The sequence below is a fragment of the Nocardioides nematodiphilus genome (assembly GCF_020216525.1).
Classification (GTDB): domain Bacteria; phylum Actinomycetota; class Actinomycetes; order Propionibacteriales; family Nocardioidaceae; genus Nocardioides; species Nocardioides nematodiphilus.
This window is the reverse complement of sequence record NZ_JAIWOY010000003.1, coordinates 405,875-426,168: the sequence shown is the minus strand read 5'-3', so window position 1 is coordinate 426,168 and position 20,294 is coordinate 405,875. Positions and strand designations below refer to the sequence as shown.

17 protein-coding genes are annotated in these 20,294 nt (G+C 71.6%); 2 read left to right on the top strand and 15 right to left on the bottom strand.

What is annotated here, in order from left to right; genetic code table 11:
- Positions 1-291: 291 nt before the first annotated feature.
- From KSO98_RS08105 to argC, 10 genes are read right to left on the bottom strand one after another with little or no spacing between them, the layout of a single operon-like run.
- The gene (locus KSO98_RS08105) at positions 292-882 is read right to left on the bottom strand and encodes a DNA-3-methyladenine glycosylase (RefSeq protein WP_372457774.1); all 591 of its coding nucleotides are present in this window, start codon (positions 880-882) and stop codon (positions 292-294) included.
- Between the two features lie 3 nt (positions 883-885).
- Complete coding sequence (argH, locus tag KSO98_RS08100) at positions 886-2,301, bottom strand: argininosuccinate lyase (RefSeq protein WP_225284631.1); 1,416 nt, start codon at positions 2,299-2,301, stop codon at positions 886-888.
- Positions 2,301-3,731, bottom strand: a complete 1,431-nt coding sequence (argG, locus tag KSO98_RS08095; RefSeq protein WP_225284630.1) for an argininosuccinate synthase — start codon at positions 3,729-3,731, stop codon at positions 2,301-2,303. The genes argH and argG overlap by 1 nt, the downstream gene beginning before the upstream one ends.
- Positions 3,728-4,270 carry an arginine repressor gene (locus KSO98_RS08090; RefSeq protein WP_225284629.1) on the bottom strand — a complete coding sequence of 181 codons (543 nt, stop codon included), beginning with the start codon at positions 4,268-4,270 and terminating at the stop codon, positions 3,728-3,730. Before KSO98_RS08090 ends, argG begins: the two co-directional genes overlap by 4 nt.
- Positions 4,267-5,208 (bottom strand): ornithine carbamoyltransferase, encoded by a 942-nt coding sequence (argF, locus tag KSO98_RS08085; RefSeq protein ID WP_225284628.1) that lies wholly within the window; start codon positions 5,206-5,208, stop codon positions 4,267-4,269. Before argF ends, KSO98_RS08090 begins: the two co-directional genes overlap by 4 nt.
- 5 nt (positions 5,209-5,213) lie before the next feature.
- A complete protein-coding gene (locus KSO98_RS08080) occupies positions 5,214-6,377 on the bottom strand; it encodes an acetylornithine transaminase (protein ID WP_225284627.1) in 1,164 nt (387 codons plus the stop codon).
- Positions 6,374-7,294, bottom strand: a complete 921-nt coding sequence (argB, locus tag KSO98_RS08075; protein WP_225284622.1) for an acetylglutamate kinase — start codon at positions 7,292-7,294, stop codon at positions 6,374-6,376. Before argB ends, KSO98_RS08080 begins: the two co-directional genes overlap by 4 nt.
- Positions 7,291-8,448: a bifunctional glutamate N-acetyltransferase/amino-acid acetyltransferase ArgJ gene (argJ, locus tag KSO98_RS08070; RefSeq protein WP_225284617.1), complete on the bottom strand. Its 1,158-nt coding sequence runs from the start codon at positions 8,446-8,448 to the stop codon at positions 7,291-7,293. Before argJ ends, argB begins: the two co-directional genes overlap by 4 nt.
- Positions 8,445-9,002: an ACT domain-containing protein gene (locus tag KSO98_RS18820; RefSeq protein WP_225284615.1), complete on the bottom strand. Its 558-nt coding sequence runs from the start codon at positions 9,000-9,002 to the stop codon at positions 8,445-8,447. The genes argJ and KSO98_RS18820 overlap by 4 nt, the downstream gene beginning before the upstream one ends.
- Positions 8,999-10,036: an N-acetyl-gamma-glutamyl-phosphate reductase gene (argC, locus tag KSO98_RS08060; RefSeq protein ID WP_225284612.1), complete on the bottom strand. Its 1,038-nt coding sequence runs from the start codon at positions 10,034-10,036 to the stop codon at positions 8,999-9,001. Before argC ends, KSO98_RS18820 begins: the two co-directional genes overlap by 4 nt.
- 80 nt (positions 10,037-10,116) lie before the next feature.
- Between argC and KSO98_RS08055 the strand changes: the two genes are divergently transcribed.
- Both KSO98_RS08055 and KSO98_RS08050 read left to right on the top strand, forming a co-directional pair.
- Entirely contained in the window at positions 10,117-11,100 is a 984-nt protein-coding gene (locus KSO98_RS08055; RefSeq protein WP_225284611.1) for an ATP-binding cassette domain-containing protein, read from the top strand.
- Complete coding sequence (locus tag KSO98_RS08050; protein ID WP_225284610.1) at positions 11,100-11,939, top strand: ABC transporter permease; 840 nt, start codon at positions 11,100-11,102, stop codon at positions 11,937-11,939. Before KSO98_RS08055 ends, KSO98_RS08050 begins: the two co-directional genes overlap by 1 nt.
- A 16-nt stretch (positions 11,940-11,955) precedes the next feature.
- Here the strand turns inward: KSO98_RS08050 and KSO98_RS08045 are convergent, their stop codons facing one another.
- The 5 genes from KSO98_RS08045 to KSO98_RS08025 all read right to left on the bottom strand — a co-directional run bounded on the left by KSO98_RS08045 (position 11,956) and on the right by KSO98_RS08025 (position 20,287).
- Positions 11,956-14,907: an ATP-binding protein gene (locus KSO98_RS08045; protein ID WP_225284609.1), complete on the bottom strand. Its 2,952-nt coding sequence runs from the start codon at positions 14,905-14,907 to the stop codon at positions 11,956-11,958.
- 81 nt (positions 14,908-14,988) lie between these two features.
- Entirely contained in the window at positions 14,989-17,481 is a 2,493-nt protein-coding gene (gene pheT, locus KSO98_RS08040; RefSeq protein WP_225284608.1) for a phenylalanine--tRNA ligase subunit beta, read from the bottom strand.
- A 4-nt stretch (positions 17,482-17,485) separates the two neighbouring features.
- A complete protein-coding gene (gene pheS, locus KSO98_RS08035) occupies positions 17,486-18,610 on the bottom strand; it encodes a phenylalanine--tRNA ligase subunit alpha (RefSeq protein WP_225284607.1) in 1,125 nt (374 codons plus the stop codon).
- Positions 18,611-18,659: 49 nt separating this feature from the next.
- Positions 18,660-19,073, bottom strand: a complete 414-nt coding sequence (locus KSO98_RS08030) for a hypothetical protein (protein WP_225284606.1) — start codon at positions 19,071-19,073, stop codon at positions 18,660-18,662.
- The gene (locus KSO98_RS08025) at positions 19,070-20,287 is read right to left on the bottom strand and encodes a globin domain-containing protein (protein ID WP_225284605.1); all 1,218 of its coding nucleotides are present in this window, start codon (positions 20,285-20,287) and stop codon (positions 19,070-19,072) included. Before KSO98_RS08025 ends, KSO98_RS08030 begins: the two co-directional genes overlap by 4 nt.
- Positions 20,288-20,294 lie beyond the last annotated feature (7 nt).

The following is a 20,294-nucleotide window of genomic DNA, read 5'->3' as shown; positions in this document are numbered from 1 at the left end:
CAAAATTAATTCGTCGACTATTTGACACACTGTTGAGTTCTCAAGAATCACACGCGCACCGTGCTCAGCCTCTCGGCCTTGCTGCGGGGCAACCTGCAGAAACTTACCGGAGTGTCCCGGCCCGGTCAACTTGATGTTGGCCAAGTTCTGGCAGATCGATGGTCACCGTCCGTTGCTCCTCTTCCCCTGGCCTTCAGGCCCGGTGTCGGGAGCCGCTCGCGGCGACAAAGAGAACACTACGCACGGACGGCCAGATGGCCAAATCGGATCCGCACGGGGCTATCGGGGGCTCTAGCCGCCCCGGTCTAGCCGCTTCGCCGGGCGGTACGCCGACACCGTCGGGTCCCCCGCGATCCAGAACCGCCACGGTCGCTCGGGCGCTCCGCGAAGGCCCACCCGCGGTCCGGCCTCGTACGCGGTCACCGGCTCCTGCAGTCGGAGCGACACGGGCTCCCCCTGGCGCAGGTCCGTGCCGTTCATGTCCAGCGTGATGTCCAGGGCACGGCACAGCCGGGCAGGCCCACGGGCGAGGTCACGGTCGCTCGCGCCGAGGCGGCGCGAACGTGCCAGCTCGTGACCGTCGACGACCTCGCCGGCCCGGAGCAGGATCCCGCTCGACGTGCCCTCGGACCCCGCGACCACGTTGGCACACACGTGCATGCCGTAGGTGAAGTAGCAGTAGAGGCGTCCCGGCGGGCCGAACATCACCGCGTTACGGGCCGTGCGTCCGCGGTAGCCGTGCGAGCCCGGGTCGGACTCCCCCGCGTACGCCTCCACCTCGGTCAACCGCACCGTGACGCCGCCGTGGCTCAGAAATGCGCCGAGGAGACGCGGCGCGACCTGTTCGACAGGTCCCGCCAGCGCTTCCTCGAGCATGTGCATGGGTCAGCCGCGCAGGCCCGCGGCCTTGGCGCGCAGCTCGGCGAGCTGCTCCTGGACGCGCTCGGGAGCAGTGCCCCCGCGACCGTTGCGGGAGGCGACCGAGCCCTCCGCGGTCAGGACGTCGCGCACTGCCGGGGTGAGCGCCGGTGAGATCGCCGCGAACTCCTCGTCGGTGAGGCCGTCCAGCTCGGTGCCCTTGGCCTCCGCGGCACGCACGCAGGCGCCCGCGACCTCGTGGGCGATGCGGAACGGCGTGCCCTCGCGGACCAGCCACTCGGCGATGTCGGTGGCCAGCGAGAACCCCTGCGGCGCCAGCTCGGCCATCCGCGGGGTGTTGTAGACCAGCGTGGCGACCTGGCCGGAGAAGGCCGGCAGCAGGACCTCGAGCGTGTCGACGGAGTCGAAGACCGGCTCCTTGTCCTCCTGCAGATCGCGGTTGTACGCGAGCGGCAGGGCCTTGAGGGTGCCGAGCAGACCGGTCAGGTTGCCGATGAGGCGGCCGGCCTTGCCGCGGGCGAGCTCGGAGATGTCCGGGTTCTTCTTCTGCGGCATGATCGACGAGCCGGTCGACCAGGAGTCGTGCAGCGTGACGAAGTCGAACTCCTTGGTCGCCCACAGGATGATCTCCTCGGCGATCCGGCTGATGTCGACGCCGATCTGCGCGCAGACGAACGCGAACTCCGCGACGAAGTCGCGCGACGCGGTGCCGTCGATCGAGTTGGCCGTCGAGCCGGTGAAGCCGAGCTCACGCGCCACCAGCTCCGGGTCGAGCCCCAGGCTCTGGCCGGCGAGCGCACCGGAGCCGTACGGGGAGTCGCTCACCACGCGGGCGCGCCAGTCGGCGAGGCGCTGGACGTCACGCAGCAGCGCCCATCCGTGCGCCATCAGGTGGTGCGAGAGCAGCACCGGCTGCGCGTGCTGGAGGTGGGTGCGCCCCGGCATGATGGCGCCCAGGTGAGCGTCCGCCTGACCGGCGAGCGCGTCGACCAGGTCGAGGACCAGCCCGCTGATCGTGTCGCCGTGGTCGAGCAGGTACGAGCGGAAGAGCGTGGCGATCTGGTCGTTGCGCGACCGGCCGGCGCGGAGCTTGCCGCCGACCTCGGGACCGACCTCCTCGATGAGGAGCCGCTCGAGGGCGCCGTGCACGTCCTCGTCGGACAGCGACGGCCGCAGCTCGCCGGAGGACCACTTGGCCGCCAGGACATCGAGGCCGCGGTGCAGCTCGGCCTCCTCCTCGGCGCTCAGCAGGCCGGCGGCGCCGAGCGCCTTGGCGTGCGCGTGGGAGCCGGCCAGATCGTAGAGACCCAGCCGCCAGTCGAAGTGGGTCGAGCGCGACAGGGCCTCGAGCTCCGGGGACGGGCCGCCGGCGAAGCGACCGCCCCAGAGCTTGCCCTCGTTGGTGCCGTGAGCGTCGGTCATCAGTCGGTGCCCGACTCCATCGCGACCTCGTCGATGACGGCCTCGGCGTCGGCGTCGAGGTCGGCGGCGGTCGCGATCTGGTCGAAGCCGCCGGCCGGGAGCTCACCGAAGAGGGTGCCGTTCTCCACCAGGACGGTGCCCTGGTCCAGCGGCTGGCCCGCGTACAGCTCGAGCTTGGCGCGCGAGTCGGCGATGTCGAGGTTGCGCATGGTGAGCTGGCCGATCCGGTCCGTCGGGCCGAAGGCGGCGTTCTCGACGCGCTCCATCGACAGCTTCTCCGGGTGGTAGGAGAAGTTGGAGCCCTCGGTCTTCACGATCGTGTAGTCGTCGCCGCGACGGAGGCGCAGGGTTACGGTGCCGGTGACCAGCGAGGCGATCCAGCGCTGGATCGACTCGCGCAGCATCAGCGACTGCGGGTCCAGCCAGCGGCCCTCGTACAGGAGGCGACCGAGCTTGCGGCCCTCGTTGTAGTAGTTGGCGAGGGTGTCCTCGTTGTGCACGGCGTTGAGCAGGCGCTCGTACGCGGCGAACAGCAGGGCCATGCCCGGCGCCTCGTAGATGCCGCGGGACTTGGCCTCGATGATGCGGTTCTCGATCTGGTCGGACATGCCGAGGCCGTGGCGACCACCGATGACGTTGGCCTCGAGCACCAGGGCGACGGCGTCGTCGTACCGCCTGCCGTTGATCGCGACCGGGCGACCGGCCTCGAAGGTGATGGCGACGTCCTCGGTCTCGATCGCGACGCTCGGGTCCCAGAACTTCACGCCCATGATCGGCTCGACGACCTCGAAGGAGACGTCGAGGTGCTCGAGGATCTTCGCCTCGTGGGTCGCGCCCCAGATGTTGGCGTCGGTGGAGTACGCCTTCTCGGTGGAGTCGCGGTACGGCAGGCCGTGCTCGACCAGCCACTCGGACATCTCGTGGCGGCCGCCGAGCTCGGTGACGAAGTCGTTGTCGAGCCACGGCTTGTAGATGCGCAGCTCCGGGTTGGCCAGCAGGCCGTAGCGGTAGAACCGCTCGATGTCGTTGCCCTTGTAGGTCGAGCCGTCGCCCCAGATGTTGACGTCGTCGGCCTGCATCGCGCGCACCAGCATCGTGCCGGTGACCGCGCGACCCAGCGGGGTGGTGTTGAAGTAGACCTTGGCACCGGAGCGGATGTGGAAGGCGCCGCAGGCGAGGGCGGCGAGACCCTCCTCGACGAGCTGCGGCTTGATGTCGACGGCGCGCGCGATCTCGGCGCCGTACTGCTTGGCGCGGATCGGGACGCCGGCGATGTCCGGCTCGTCGGGCTGCCCGATGTCAGCGGTGTAGGTGCACGGGATCGCGCCCTTCGAGCGCATCCAGGCGACCGCGACGGAGGTGTCGAGGCCTCCGGAGAACGCGATGCCGACGCGCTCTCCCTGGGGCAGGGAGGTCAGGACCTTGCTCATGCTTCCTCTTCCGGGTGTTCAGTGCTGGTGCTGTGGTGAGCGAGGGCGAGGAACCGGCGCACCAGGTCCTCCCCTCCCTCCGGGTCACGGGAGATCACCATGACGGTGTCGTCCCCGGCGATGCTCCCGAGGATCTCGGGAAACTCTGCCTTGTCGATGGCGCTGGCGAGGAACTGGGCCGCGCCGGGCGGGGTGCGCAGGACGACCAGGTTGGCACTGGAGTCCGCGCTGGCGAGGAGCTCGCCGCACAGCCTGGCCAGACGCGTACGCGCCGCGGCGGACTCCCCCGCGCTGACCGGGCGACGATCGCCGCCCTCAGCGGGCAGCGCGTAGACCAGCGCGCCCGAGGGCGTACGGACCTTGACCGCGTCGAGCTCGACCAGGTCGCGCGAGAGCGTGGCCTGGGTGACGTGGACGCCGTTGCCGGCCAGCAGGTCGCCGAGCTCGATCTGGGAGTGGACCTCGTTGTTCCAGATGAGGTCGACGATCAGTTGGTGGCGGGCGTTCTTCGTCGCCGGCCGGGCGGCCTGCTCGGTCATCGCAGCTCGGTCGCCCCGGCGAGGAAGGCGATGATCGCCTTCTGGGCGTGGCGCCGGTTCTCGGCCTCGTCCCACACGACGCTCTGCGGGCCGTCGAGCACCTCGGCGGCGATCTCCTTGCCGCGGTAGGCGGGCAGGCAGTGCATCACGATCGCGTCCGCCGCGGCGCGGGCGACGAGCTCCTCGGTGAGCGCGTACGCGGAGAAGATCGCGATCCGCGCCGCGGCCTCGTCCTCCTTGCCCATGCTCACCCAGGTGTCGGTGACCAGGACGTCGGCACCGGCGACCGCCTCGGCGGCGTCGGTGAACACCGCGACGCTGCCGCCGGTGGTCCCGCCGATGGTGGCGGCCGTGGCCAGCACCCCGGCGTCGGGCGCGGCATGCTCCGGGGCGCCGAAGCGCACGTGCATGCCCGCCGTCGTGCCCGCGAGGGCCCACGAGTTGCCCATGTTGCAGGCGGCGTCGCCGAGGAACGCGACGGTGAGGCCGGCGGTGACGCCCTTGTGCTCGCGGATGGTGAGCAGGTCGGCCAGCAGCTGGCAGGGGTGGAACTCGTCGGTGAGCGCGTTGATGACCGGGACGCCGGAGTGCTCGGCCATCTCGTCGAGCTTGGCCTGCGCGAAGGTGCGCCACACGATCATGCTGGCCTGGCGGCCGAGGACGCGGGCGACGTCGACGACCGACTCACGCACGCCGATCCCCGCCAGGTTGCCGTCGACGAGCATCGAGTGGCCACCGAGCTCGGCGATCCCGGCCGCGAAGGACGACTGGGTCCGCAGGGTCGGCTTGTCGTAGATCGTCGCGACGGTGCGCGGGCCGGCGAGCGGCTTGGGGCCGTACGGGTCCGCCTTGAGCGCCGCGGCGAGGTCGAGGACCTGGGCCTGCTCGGCGGCCGTCAGGTCGTCGTCGCGCAGGAACGAGCGCACGGGCGCGGTCATGCTGCTCACGACACCGACTCCGCGGCGTCGAGGATCGCGGGCCAGGCCGCCAGGAACGCCTCGGCGTCCTCGTCGGTCAGCACCAGCGGCGGTGCGAGCCGGACCCGTTCGGGGGTGGCGTTGTTGAGGATGAAGCCGCGCTCGAGGGCCGCCGCCGCGATCGTGGCGGTGTCGACCGTGGTGACGATGCCGATGAGGAGGCCGTCACCGGTGGTCTCGACGACGCGCGGGTCCGCGGCGAGGCCGTCGCGCAGCTTCCGGCCGAGGACGGTGGCACGCTCGAGCAGGCCCTCGGCCTCGATCGTGCTGATGACGGCGAGCGCGGCGGCGCACGCCGGCGGGTTGCCGCCGAAGGTGGTGCCGTGGTTGCCCGGCTGGAGCAGCTCCGCCGCGGCACCGAGGCCGAGGCAGGCGCCGATCGGGAAGCCGCCGCCGAGACCCTTGGCGAGCGTGATGACGTCGGGGGTGACGCCGGCCTGCTGGAACGCGAACCAGGTGCCCGTGCGGCCCATGCCCGTCTGGACCTCGTCGAACCAGAGCAGGGCGCCGTGCGCGTCCGCGATCTCGCGTGCGCCGGCCAGGAAGCCGGCGGGCGGCACGACGACGCCGGCCTCGCCCTGGAGCGGCTCGATCACGATCGCGGCCGTCTGGTCGGTGACCGCGGCGGCGAGGGCGTCGGCGTCTCCGTACGGGACGAACGTGACCTCGCCCGGCAGCGGCTCGAAGGGCGCGCGATAGGCCTCCTTCGAGGTGAGCGCGAGCGCGCCCATGCTGCGTCCGTGGAACGAGCCGGTCATCGCGACCAGGTGGGTGCGACCGGTACGGCGGGTGAGCTTGAAGGCGGCCTCGTTGGCCTCGGTGCCCGAGTTGGTGAAGAAGACCTTGCCCTCGGCGCCGGTGAGGGCGAGGAGCTTCTCGGCGAGCGCGATCTGCGGACCGGACGCGAAGAAGTTCGAGATGTGGCCGAGGGTGGAGAGCTGCTCGGTGACGGCCTTGATCAGCGCCGGGTGGGCATGGCCCAGGGCGTTGACGGCGATGCCGCCGAGGAGGTCGACGTACGCCTTGCCGTCCTCGTCCCACACCCTCGCGCCCTCGCCGCGGGCGAGGACGAGCTTGGGCGTGCCGAAGGTGTTCATCAGCGCATGCTGGTAGCGCTCGGTCGTGGTCATGAGCGGGCCTTCCGGAGCTTGGTGTCGACGCCCGGGAGGACCTGGGTGCCGATGCCTTCGTCGGTGAAGATCTCGAGGAGCACGGCGTGCTGCTCGCGGCCGTCGACGACGGTCGCGCGCGGGACGCCGCCCTGCACGGCCTGGAGGCAGGCGCCCATCTTCGGGACCATGCCGCTGGCGAGCGAGGGCATCAGCTCGGCCAGGTTCTCGGGGCTGATCTCCTGGATCAGGTCGTCGGAGTTGCCGTAGTCGCGGTAGAGGCCCTCGACGTCGGTGAGGACGAGGAGCTTCTCCGCGCCGAGCGCGACGGCGAGCGCGGCCGCGGCGGTGTCCGCGTTGACGTTGTGCACCTGGCCGGCCTCATCGGGGGCGACGCTGGAGATGACCGGGATCCGGCCGGCCTCCACGATGTCGAGCACCGCCTCGGGGCGCACGGTGGTGACCTCGCCCACCAGGCCGAGGTCGACCTCCTCGCCGTCGATGATGGTGTTCGTACGGCTGGCGGTGAACAGCCCCGCGTCCTCGCCGGACAGGCCGACGGCCAGCGGGCCGTGCTGGTTGAGCAGGCCCACGAGCTCGCGCTGGACCTGGCCGACCAGGACCATCCGGACGACGTCCATCGCCTCGGGGGTGGTCACCCGCAGGCCCCCGCGGAACTCCGACTCGATGCCGAGGCGGTCGAGCATGTGGGAGATCTGCGGGCCGCCGCCATGCACCACGACCGGCTTGAAGCCGGCCAGCCGCAGGAACGCGATGTCCTCGGCGAAGGCCTTCTTGAGGGTGTCGTCGATCATGGCGTTGCCGCCGTACTTGATGACGATGACCTTGCCGTTGTACTTCTTCAGCCACGGCAGGGCGGCCGCCAGCGTCGCAGCCTTGGCCGTGTCGACGTGCGGGGTCGTTGCGTACTCGGTCATGAGCTGTAGGCGCTGTTCTCGTGGACGTAGGCGTGGGTGAGGTCGTTGGTCCAGACGGTCGCCGAGGCGTTGCCGGACTTGAGGTCGATCGTGACGGTGACGTCGCGCTCCTCGAGGCTGATCAGGCTCGGGTCCTCGGCCGGCGTGGACTTGCGGCATACCCACACGCCGTTGAGCGCGACGTCGAGGTCGGCCGGGTCGAAGGCCGCCTGGGTAGTGCCGACCGAGGCCAGGATGCGGCCCCAGTTCGGGTCCTTGCCGTAGATCGCGGCCTTGAAGAGGTTGGAGCGGGCGACCGAGCGCGACACCTCGACGGCGTCCTCCTCGGAGGCGGCGTTGATGGTCGAGATCGCGATCGCGTGGTCGGCGCCCTCCGCGTCCTGCAGGAGCTGGAGCGCGAGATCGGTCGTCGCCTCGGCGAGCTTGGCGGTGAACTCCTCGAGCGATGGCCTGACGCCCGAGGCGCCGCTCGCGAGCAGCGTGACCGTGTCGTTGGTCGACATGCAGCCGTCGGAGTCGAGCCGGTCGAAGCTGACCCGGGTCGAGGCGCGCAGCGCCTGGTCGAGCTCGGCCGCGGTGAGGTCGGCGTCGGTGGTGATGACGACGAGCATCGTGGCCAGCGCCGGCGCGAGCATGCCCGCGCCCTTGGCCATGCCGCCGATCGACCAGGAGCCGTCCGCGCTGGTCACGTGGATCTGCTTGGCGACCGTGTCCGTGGTCATGATCGCGTGCGCCGCGTCGTCGCCGCCGTCGGCGCTGAGCGCGGCCGCGGCCGCGTCGACGCCGGCCAGGAGGTCGTCGCGGTTGTTCATCAGACCGATCAGGCCGGTGGAGCAGACGACCACGTCACCGGCGCCGATGCCGAGATGGTGCGCGACGCGCTCTGCGGTCTGGTGGGTGGTCTGGAACCCCTCGGCGCCGGTGTAGCAATTGGCACCGCCGGAGTTGAGCACGACCGCCTTGACGACGCCGTCCTTGACGACCTCCTTGCTCCACAGCACCGGGTTGGCCTGGCAGCGGTTGGCGGTGAAGACGCTGGCGGAGGCGTACGAGGGGCCCTGGTTGACCACCAGCGCCATGTCCTTGTTGCCCGACGACTTCAAGCCGGCCACGACGCCCGCGGCGACGAAGCCCTTCGGAGCAGTGGTGCTCATCGACCCGTTCCCTTCTTCGAGACCGCCTGTCGCTTCGCGGTCCGTCCGGCCTTGCCGGTCTTGCCTGTCTTGTCGTCGGTGGGCTTGCGCGTGGTGGACTTCGTCTCGGCCTTGGTGATCGGCACGGCGGCCATCACGGTGTGGCCGCGGCCGCGCCATGCCTCGGCGGCCTTCTCGACGTCGACGACGCGGACCATCACCCAGTCGGTCTCGTACGTGGTGAACGGGTAGGCCGGGATGCCGGCCTCGGCCAGCGGGGTCAGCAGCGCCGCCAGGACGCCGACCGTGCCCTCCTCGATGCGGCCGACGACGCGGAACGCCTTCAGCGGGTGGATCGAGGGGGTCTTGGTCGGCACCGAGCGCCCGGCGCAGATCAGACTGGTCTCGTACGCGGTGGCGGTGACCGAGAAGAGCGAGGACGACTCGGCCCAGCGCGGGACCTCGGCACCCGGCGGGAGCTTCACGATGGCGAGCTTCTCGGGGTACTCCGCGAGGGTGACGATCTGCTCGCTCCAGTGGGGCGTCTCGGGCGTCTCGGGGGTCTGCTGGGTCACGGGGCGAGTCCGATCGTGCTGAGGCCGGTGGTCTCGTCGAGACCGAGGGCGAGATTCATGCACTGCACGGCGGCGCCGGCAGTGCCCTTGGTGAGGTTGTCGACGACGCCGACGGCGACGAGCCGCCCGGCGGACTCGTCGACGGTCACCTGGAGGTGGACGGCGTTGGAGCCGGCCACCGACTGGGTCTGGGGCCACTGCCCCTCGGGCAGCAGGTGGACGAACTGCTCGTCCTCGTACGCCGTCGCGTACGCCTCCCGCACCCGCTCGGCGGTGACGCCGGGCTTGAGCTTGGCGTTGCAGGTGGCCAGGATGCCGCGCGGCATCGGCGCGAGCAGCGGGGTGAAGCTGACCGTCACCTGCTCGTCGGTGAGGGCGGAGAGGTTCTGGATGATCTCGGGCGTGTGGCGGTGGACGCCGCCGACGCCGTACGCGCTCATCGAGCCCATCACCTCGCTGCCCAGCAGGTTGGTCTTGGCAGCCTTGCCCGCGCCCGAGGTGCCGGAGGCGGCGACCACGACGACGTCGGGCTCGATCAGGCCGGCGGCGACCGCCGGGGCGAGGGTGAGGGTGGAGACCGTCGGGTAGCAGCCGGGCACGGCGATGGTGGTCGCGCCCTGGAGCTTGGCCCGCTGGCCGGGCAGCTCGGGCAGGCCGTACGGCCAGGTGCCGGCGTGCTCGGAGCCGTAGAACCGCTCCCACAGGGCGGCGTCGGCGAGCCGGTAGTCGGCGCCGCAGTCGATCACGACCGTGCCCTCGGGCAGGGCCGCAGCGATCGCTCCGGACTGGCCGTGCGGCAGGGCGAGGAACACCACGTCGTGGCCGCTGAGAACCTCGATCGTGGTCTCCTCGATCACCCGGTCAGCGAGCGGGAGGAGGTGGGGCTGGAGCGCACCGAGGAGCTGCCCGGCGTTGGAGGCACCGGTCAGGGCGCCGATCTCGACGCCCGGGTGGCCGCAGAGGAGGCGGAGGATCTCGCCGCCCGCATAGCCGCTCGCGCCTGCAACCGCCACCCGCACCTTCGTCATATGCATGACTATACACACCTCTGCATGAAACCGAACGAAGAGTCTCGTGAAAGTGTCGTGAAACCGGTGGACCCCACGATAGCCACATGACCACTACTGAACTGGCTGTCAGCGCCGAGGGCCTGGTGAAGCGCTTCGGCACGTTCACCGCCGTCGACGGCGTCGACCTGGCCGTACGGCCTGGCGAGGTCTTCGGCGTGCTCGGCCCCAACGGCGCCGGCAAGACCACCACGCTCTCCATGCTCGCCACGCTCCTGCCGATCGACGGCGGTCGAGCCTCCATCTTCGGCGTCGACGTCGCGTCCTCGCCCCACCAGATCCGCCAGCTCGTCGGCGTCACCGGCCAGTACGCCTCGGTCGACGAGAACCTGACCGCCACCGAGAACCTCGTCCTCTTCGGGCGCCTCCTCGGTCACTCCGGCCCGCGGGCACGGGCCACGGCCGGCGATCTGCTGGAGCGCTTCGGCCTCCAGGAGGCCGCGACCCGGCAGATCAAGAACTTCTCCGGCGGCATGCGACGGCGCCTCGACCTGGCCGCCTCGCTGATCGCGCAGCCGCCGCTGATCTTCCTCGACGAGCCGACCACCGGCCTCGACCCGCGTACGCGCGGGCAGATGTGGTCGACCATCCGCGAGCTGGTCGCGGGCGGCTCCACGATCCTGCTCACCACCCAGTACCTCGACGAGGCCGACCAGCTCGCCGACCGGATCGCGGTCATCGACCGCGGTCGCAAGGTCGCCGAGGGCACGCCCGAGGAGCTCAAGACCAGCGTCGGCGACTCGACGCTGCACGTGCGGCTCAGCGACAAAGAGCAGACCGCCGCCGCAGCGCGCATCGTGGAGCGCCTCCTCGGCGAGGCACCCGTCCTGACGCCCGAGGCCGGTGGCCTCACCATCGCCCTGCCCGACGCGGACCGCGCCGCCGACGTGCTGATCGGTCTGCGCCAGGCGTCGCTGTCCATCGCGACGGCGACGGTGCGCCAGCCGACCCTCGACGAGGTGTTCATGGCGCTCACCGGCCACGGCGCCGAGCAGTCCGACTCCCCCGAGACCGATGAGGAGGTGGCCTGATGAGCGCCCCCACCCAGACCCTGCTCCCCCAGGGCCGCGTCACGCCCCCGAGCGAGCGGACGCTGTCCGTACGCCCGAGCGTGGCCGACACCTGGCGCCAGACGCTCGCGATGGCATGGCGGGCGCTGAAGAAGATGCGCCGCAACCCGGAGCAGTTCTTCGACGTCACCATCCAGCCGCTGCTGTTCACGGCGATGTTCGCCTTCATCTTCGGAGGCGGCCTGGCCGGCTCGGTCGAGGACTACCTGCCGTGGCTGATCCCGGGCATCCTCGCCCAGACGGCGCTGACCGCCTCGATGGCGACCGGCACCCAGATGCGCGAGGACATGGACAAGGGCGTCTTCGACCGGTTCAAGTCGCTGCCGATCGCCCGGATCGCCCCGCTGGCGGGCCCCATGCTGGCCGACCTGATCCGCTACGGCATCGCCGCGACACTCACCCTGCTGACCGGCATGGCCATCGGGTACCGCCCCGGCGGCGGCGTGCTCGGCGTCCTGGGCGGCTGGCTGCTCACCCTCTTCGCCGGCTGGTCGCTATCCTGGATCTTCGCCTGGCTCGGCACCGTGGCGCGCTCGGCCCAGGCCGTGCAGGGGATCGGGATGATGATCATGTTCCCGCTGACCTTCCTCTCCAACGTCTTCACCGACCCGAAGACGATGCCGACCTGGCTGCAGAAGTTCGTCAGCGTCAACCCCGTCTCCCAGGTCGTCACGGCCTGCCGCGACCTGATCAACAACGGCGACGTCACCGCGCACGTGCTCTGGGCCGTGCTCGGCTGCTCGATCGTCGTCGCGATCTTCGCCCCGCTGGCCGTGCAGAGCTACAGCCGCAAGATGTGAGTCGCCGGCCCGCTCCTCAGAGCGAGGCCAGCAGGGCGCGAGCCTCGTCCCGCAGCTCCGGCGCGGGGCGGGGCTCGGTCGCGTACACGACGGGCCCGGCCATCGTGGCGAGCTTCGGGAGCAGCCAGGCCGGGTCGTGGCTGGGGAGCATCTGGTTGATGCTGAACCCGCACGCCAGCGCGATCAGTCGCCGCGCGAGCTCCATGCGGTCGGGGTCGACCTCATCGCCCGTGGCCTCCCAGGCCGCGAGGGCGAAGAGCGCGCAGCCGGTCAGGGGGTGGTCGAGGGTGACGTCACTGTCCAGCAGCTCGATCAGGTCGGACAGCAGCACCTCGCGGTCGGGCGTGGCCTCGTCACGCCGGCCGAAGCGGCAGTGGGCGGCGATCGAGGCGGTGCGGGGGAAGAGGATCCACGGTTCGAAGCCGTCCAGCTCGAGATCCTCCAAGCCGGGGATGAGGAGACTCGCCAGCCGCGCGGTGGCGGCCCGGTAGGCGGCCAAGCCCTCATCGACGCGGCCCTGCGCGAGCAGGAGCTCGGCACGACCGCAGAGCTGGCTGATGATGCCGCCGAAGACCGACCCCGAGCGCTCGTCGCCGGCCAGGACGTCGAAGATCCGCTCCGCCTCGGCGATGTCGTCCTCGGAGATCGCGATCAGGGCGAGCGCAGCCTGGGTCTGCATGAGGTCCTCGGTGGCCCCGAGGTCGGCCATCACCGGGACCGCGGCCAGTGCGTACCCCTTGGCCTTGCTCCGCTCGCCCTGCTGGAGCTGGAGGCCGGCGAGATGGGCGTGGAGCAGTCCCTCGTACCAGGGCCCGTCGTCGGGATCGCACAGCGTCAGCGCCCGCTCCGCCATCGTGACGGCACGCGCCAGCTCGCCGAAGTTCTCGGCAGCCTGGCTGGCCAGGATCGACGCCCACTGGGCCAGATGCCGGTCGTCGCTCGCGGCGAGCTCGTCGAGCACACCGGAGACGGCCTCCTCGGGCGCGTCGCTGAGGGCGAGGATGCCGGTCACCAGGGCGCGCGTCCGGGGATCCGGGGACGCGGGGCCGAGCGTCCGCAACCGCTCCAGACCGGCCGTCATCGAGGAGGCGCCGCCGAAGATGCGGCGGGTGAACAGGATGCTCGCGAGCGCCGCCCGCAGGTTGTCCTCCGCCTCCGGCGACACCTCCCCCTCGGCGAGCAGCGGCAGCGCCGGCACGGCGAGGCTCAGCACCTTCAGGTGGCTGCCCTCGACCGACCAGAAGGCGATCAGGGCCGAGAGCAGGGTGGCCACCGCCTCCGCGTCGCTGGTGTCGCTCGCGCGCCGCAGGCCCTCGACGAGATTGCCCTCCTCCGCGCGGAGCCGGGCCATCGCCGCGACCTGGTCGCGGCTGAAGAGCTGCGCACGCGCCTCCGAGCACAGCGCCATCTCCCAGCACCGCAGCCGGGCGCCCGCCTCGGCGTCGTCCCCCGCATCGACCAGCTGCATCCGGCCGAACTCACGGACGGTCTCGAGCAGGCGGTAGCGCAGCGTCTCCCCCTCGGACACCACGACGAGCGACTGCTCGATCAGGGCGGTGATCACGTCGAGGCTCTCGTACCCGATCACGGCACTGGCGCCGTCGAGCGAGAAGCCGTCGCGGAAGACACTGAGCCGGCGCAGGGCGATCCGCTCCGACTCCTCGAGCAGGTTCCAGGACCAGTCGATGACGGCCAGCAGGGTCTGGTGACGCTCGGGGGCGTCGCGCGCGCCACCGCGCAGCAGCGCGAAGCGGTTCTCCAGGCGACGCTCGATCTCGGGGACGCTCATCACCCGGACCTTGGCAGCGGCGAGCTCGACCGCCAGCGGCAGGCCGTCGAGCCGGGCGACCAGGGCGGTCACGCGCTCCGGGTCGAGGACCGCACCCGGACGCGCGGCCTGGGCCCGTTCGCAGAAGAGCCGGGCGGCGTCCTGGACGCTCAGCTCCGGCAGGAGGTAGGTGCGCTCGGCAGCGAGCCCGAGCGGGATCCGGGTGGTGGTGAGGACGGTCAGCGCTGGCGTACGCGCGAGCAGGGCGCTGACCAGGTCGGCGACGCCGTCCACGACCTGCTCGCAGTTGTCCAGGATGAGCAGCGTCGGGACGGTGCCGATGAGGTCGACGAGCCGGCTGATCGGGTCGCTGCGCTGGCCGGTGATCTGGCCGCGCCGGGTGGCGACGGCCTCACGCGCGCCGAGCGCGTCGGCGACCTCGACCGGGACCCCGCTGTCACTGGTGACCGAGACCAGCTCCACGAAGTGGACGACCGGCTCTTCGGCCAGACGACCCATCAGGTGGCCGAGCCGGGTCTTGCCCAGTCCCCCGGCTCCGACGATCGAGACGACGCGGTGGGTGCGCACCAGGGCGCTCAGGGCGGCGACGTCGGCCTCACGGCCGATCATCTCGTCGGCGTCGAAGCGCAGTCCGGCCCGGACGGGGGCGTCGCGAGCGAGCAGCTCCTGGTGGAGCTGCTGCAGGCGGGGCGCGGGATCGATGCCGAGGCGGTCGGAGAGCTGCTCCCGGTAGGCCTCGAAGGCGTCGAGCGCCGCCGGGGTGCCCTCGACGGCGGCCGTCGCGCGCAGGCGCGCCTCGACCGCCTCGTCGTCGGTGCCGTCGAGCTCGCGCAGCAGCGGGAGGGCCTCGGCGTACCGGCCCTCGGCGGCGAGCCGGAGCGCATCGGGACGCAACGACCAGGCGTCGACCTCGCTGCCGTCGAGCGCGAGCCGATATCCGGCCGCCGTCCTCTCGATCGCGTCGGGGGCGGTCGCCGAGCGGGCACGGGAGACCACGACCTGCAGCGCCTTGGTCGGGTTGGCGGGCTGCTCCTCGGGCCAGATCTCCTCGATCAGGCTCTGCTCCCTCAGGCCGCGCGCGCCGGCGTCGACCAGCGCGCGGAGCAGGGCGTGCGTGCGCTCCCCGGGCACGGCACTGCCGTCCCAGGTCACCTCGTCGAGGACGCGCAGTCGAACCACGCGCCGATCATGCCAGTCAGGTGATGCGCAGGAGCGCCGGCGCCACCAGGTGGCGCCGACGCTCCTGCGACGACAGACGGATCAAGTGCGCTGGTTGGCACCCGTCAGCTCGGTCGCGCGGGCGACGGCGGCGTCGCGGGCGGCGGCCGTCTCCTCGGCGGTCAGCGTGCGGTCGGCGGCCCGGAAGCGGAGCGCGAAGGCCAGCGACTTCTTGTCGGCACCGAGCTGCTCGCTGGTGTAGACGTCGAAGAGGCGGACCGACTCCAGCAGCTCGCCGGCGCCCTCCCGCAGCGCGGCCTCGACCGCCGCCACGGTGACGTCGGCGTCCACCAGGAGCGCGACGTCCTCCTTCGCCTGCGGCATGGTCGAGAAGACCGGGCCGGGCGTGCGGTCCGGCGCCAGCGAGATCAGCGTGTCCAGGTCGAGGGCGACCGCGGCGCTGCGCGCCGGAAGGCCGTACGCCTTGCACACGTTGGGGTGGAGCTCGCCAGCGAAGCCCAGGGTCACGTCACCGGCGCTCACCTGGGCGCAGCGGCCCGGGTGCCACGGCATGACCGCGGCCGACTGGACGGTGATCTCGACGCCGAGCTCGTCGGCCAGGCGGCGGACGGTCGCGAGCGCCTCCTCCCAGCCGGCGGTGCGACCGGCGCCCCACCAGCCGCCTCGCTCGTACTCGCCCGCGAGGACGACCCCGAGCTCGGTCCACTGGGTCGGGACCGCGGCGAACAGGGCCGCCATCTCATCCTCGGTGGGTCGCCGGTCGACGCCGTAGATCGGCGCGGCGCCGGACTCGGAGGGCTTCGCGACGATCTGGGTCTCGAAGAGCGCGACGCCGGTGGCGCCCCGGCCCAGGTTGCGGCCGGCGGCCTCGAGCAGGCCGTGCAGGACCGTCGTGGTGTAGGCCGGGGCCTCAGCGGAGAGCGGGTTGGCCAGCTTGACCGTGACGCGGCGCGGGTCGTCCTCCGCCAGACCCAGCTTCTCCCAGGCGTCGTCGCCGACGAACGGGAAGGAGACGACCTCGACCAGGCCGGAGCCGGCGAGCGTGCGCCCGACGCGCCGGCGCAGCTGCTGGCCGCGGGTCAGGCCGCGACCGGTGGCGCGGCGCGGCAGCACCGAGGGCACCTGGTCGTAGCCGACGATCCGGACGACCTCCTCGACCAGGTCGTACGGGTCGTTGAGGTCGGGGCGCCAGGCCGGGGCGGTGACCGCGATCGTCCCCTCCGAGCCCTCGACGACGTCAGCACCGATGGCGCGCAGGTGCGCGACGGTGTCGGCGGCCGGGACGTCGATGCCGCTGAGGCGCGCGGGCAGGGTCGCGTCGATGGTGATGGTCGGGCTGGCCGGGGCGGTGCCGACGACCGTGACGCCGCCGTCCGCGGTGGCGCCGCCATGCTGGACGAGGAGCTCGACCACGCGGTCGGCGGCCGCCTCGCAGATCGTCGGGTCGACGCCGCGCTCGTTGCGCTTGCCGGCCTCGGAGCTGATCTTGTGACGCTTGCCGGTGCGGAACATCGAGACCGGCTCCCAGTGGGCGGCCTCGATCAGCACGTTGGTGGTCGTCTCGGACATCTCCGTGGTCTCGCCGCCCATCACGCCGCCGAGACCGATGATGCCGGAGTCGTCGGTGACGACGAGGTCCTCGGCAGAGAGCGTGCGCTTGGCACCGTCGAGGGTGACCATCTGCTCGCCCTCGGTCGCGCGGCGGACCCGGATCGTGCCCTGGAGCTTGTCGCGGTCGTAGCCGTGGATCGGGCGACCGGTCTCGAGCATCACGTAGTTGGTGATGTCGACGGCCAGCGAGATCGAGCGCATCCCGGCCTGCTCCAGGCGCTTGGTCATGAACTCCGGCGTGGGCGCGGAGGCGTCGAAGCCCGACACCGTACGGGCGACGAAGAGCGGGCAGCCGGTGGCGTCGTCGACGACGACCGGGTAGCCCTCGCCGTTGGCGGCGGGCGTCTCGCGCAGCGCCGGGTCGCGGTAGGTCGTGCCCTCGAAGCCCAGCGCCGCCTCACGGGCGATGCCGCGCAGGCTCAGCGCGTACGCGCGGTCCGGGTTGATCTCGAACTCGATGACCTCCTCGCCGAAGCCGAGGAAGGCCCGGGCGTCGGTGCCGGGCTCGGGACCGTCCTCCGGGACGACGATGATGCCGTGCGTGCCGTCGTCGGGCAGGCCGAGCTCGGCGGCGGAGCAGATCATCCCGGCCGAGACGTGGCCGTACGTCTTGCGGGCGCTGATCTGGAAGTTCCCGGGCAGCACGCCGCCCGGGAGGATGACGACGACCTTGTCGCCGGGGCCGAAGTTGTGGGCGCCGCAGATGATGCCCTGGGGCTCACCGGTGCCGTTGGCGTCACCGACGTCGACGGTGCACCAGTTGATCACCTTGCCGTTCTTCTGCGGCTCCTTCTCCTGCGTCAGCACGCGGCCGATCACGAGCGGACCGGTGATGCCGGCGCCGGCCGCCTCGATGGCCTCGAGCTTGAGGCCGAGCGCGGTGAGTCGGTCGGTGAGCGCCTCGGTGGTGACCTCGGCGGGCAGGTCGACGTACTCCTTGATCCAGGAGACGGGGGCCTTCATCGCTTTACAGCTCCGATCCGAAAGCAGTGGTGAAGCGGACATCGCCCTCGAAGAGCGTGCGCAGGTCCTCCAGACCGTGGCGGAACATCAGCGTGCGCTCGATGCCCATGCCGAACGCGAAGCCGGAGTAGGTGTCGGCGTCGATGCCGCAGGCGCGCAGGACGCGGGGGTTGACCATGCCGCAGCCGCCCCACTCGATCCAGCCCTCGCCGCGACAGGTGCGGCACGGGTCGGTGCCCGCGTCGTTCAGCCCGGTGCCACGGCACACGAAGCAGACCAGGTCGACCTCGGCGCTGGGCTCGGTGAAGGGGAAGTACGAGGGGCGGAAGCGGGTGTTGATGCCCTCGCCGAACATCTGGCCGGCGAAGTGGTCCAGGGTGCCCTTGAGGTGGGCCATGGTGATGCCCTTGTCGATGGCGAGGCCCTCGACCTGGTGGAACATCGGGCTGTGGGTGGCGTCGTACTCGTCGGTGCGGAAGACGCGACCGGGGCAGACGACGTAGATCGGAGCGTCCTCGGAGACGCCGCGGCTCAGCATGGTGCGCGCCTGGACCGGGCTGGTGTGGGTGCGCAGCACGAGGTGGTTCTCGGCCGGGTCCGTCCAGAACGTGTCCTGCATGGTGCGCGCCGGATGGTCCGGGCCCAGGTTGAGCGCGTCGAAGTTGAGCCACTCGGCCTCGATGACCGGGCCCTCGGCGACCTCCCAGCCCATCGCGACGAAGATGTCGGCGATCAGCTCCGCGCCGGTCGTCAGCGGGTGGCGGCCGCCGGCCGGGCGACGGTCGACCGGCAGCGTGACGTCGACGGCCTCCTCGACCAGGATCCGGGCCTCGTGCTCGGTCTCGAGCACCGCCTGGCGCTCGCCGAGCGCCTTGTTGACCGCGCCGCGGGCCTGGCCGACGCGGGCACCGGCCTCCTTGCGGGCGGCGGGCGGGAGCGCGCCGATCTCGCGGTTGGCGAGGGCGAGCGGGGAGCGGTCTCCGACGTGGTCGAGACGTACGGTCTTCAGCTGCTCGAGATCGGCAGCGGCAGCGATCGCGGCCAGGGCAGCGTCTCGCGCGGCCTCGACCTCCTCGGCCTTCAAGGGAGTGACCTCCACGGGGTCGTAATCGGAGTTCGGGCCGGACATGGCGCTCAGTCTAGGAAGCGACCCGCCCGACCGGCGAACCGGTTGCCGCTCAGAGCAGCACGATCCCGGCGGTGAGGAGTCCCGCCACCTTGATCACCTCGAGGCCGACGTACCAGTAGTGCGCGTGCGAGCGGGGTGCGTCGGTCGGCGAGGTGCCGGCCAGGACCGCGTTCGAGCGCCGCGTCAGCGCGGGCCGTACGGCGACCAGCTGGCCGACCAGGACAGCGATGGCGAGGATGCCGGCGGTCGCCGCCGTCGCACCGGGATACGCGCTCAGGAGCGCGACGCCGAGGAGGACGGCGAGGACCGCCTCGACCGCGTTCAACGCCCGGAAGACCACCCGTCCGATGCCCAGTCCGGTCGCGATGTCGACCACCCGGAACTTCAGCGGCGCCTCCAGGAACGAGATCGCCAGCACCATGCCCAGCCACAGCCAGGCCACGGCGACCGCCAGCGAGATCATGCCTCGAGCCCCCGAGCGGGGCCGAAGACCTCGTACCGGATGCTCTCGGCCGGCATGCCGCGCTCGATCAGGCTCGACCTGACCACGGCCATGAACGGCACCGGACCGCACAGGTAGGCGGTCGCGTCCAGGGGGAGCGCGACCCCGCTGAGGTCGATCCGGCCGAGCAGCAGCTCGTCGCTGACCGGCTCCCCCGCCAGCTCCTCGTACCAGCGGACCTGGCGCGCGCCGGGCAGCGCGGCGACCAGCTCGGCGACCTCCGCGCGGTGGGCATGGCGCTCCTCGGCGCGGTCGGCGTGCAGCACCACGACCTCACGCTCGGAGCCGATCCGGTCGAGGTGACGCAGGAAGCCGAGCATCGGCGTGACGCCGATGCCGGCCGAGACCAGCACGAGCGGACCCTCCTCGGTGAGGGTGAGCTCGCCGTACGGAGTGGTGGCCTCGAGGACGTCGCCGACGGTGACGTGGTCGTGCAGGAAGTTCGAGACCTCGCCGGCCGGGATGCCGTCGGCCGCGGGCACGCGCTTGACCGAGAACCCCCACGCGGTGCTCTCCTCCTGCCCGGAGGGGGCGCCGATGAGGCTGTACTGCCGGATCTGGCGTGCGCCGTCCGGAAGCCGGACACCGACCGAGAGGTACTGGCCGGGCTTCGACGCCGGCAGCGGCGAGCCGTCGGTCGAGGTGACGACGAAGGTGACGGTGTCGGAGGTCTGGGTCACCTTGGCGACGACCTCGACGTTGCGCCAGACGTCGCCGGGCTTCACGTCCTGTTCCTCGTACAGGCCCTTCTCGACCGCGATCAGCGCGTGCGCCATGTTCCAGTAGACCTCGTCCCAGACGGTCGCGATCTCCGGGGTCACGGCGTCGCCGAGGACCTCGACGATCGCGGCGAACAGGTGCTCATGGACGATCGGGTACTGCTCCTCGGTGACGCCGAGGGAGGCGTGCTTGTGGGCGATCCGGGCCAGCACGCTCTCGGGCTCCGGGCCGTCCTCCGCAACGAGCAGCGTCGCGTACGCGGCGATGGATCCGGCGAGCGCGCGCTGCTGGTCGCCCTGGGCCTGGTTGCCGCGGTTGAACAGGTCGCGGATCAGCTCCGGGTGGGCCGCGAAGAGGCGGCGGTAGAAGACCGGCGTGATGTCGCCGATTGCGGCGCCGATCACGGGGAGGGTGGCGCGGACGACCTCGGTGGAGGCGGCGGAGAGACGGGCCATGACAGGC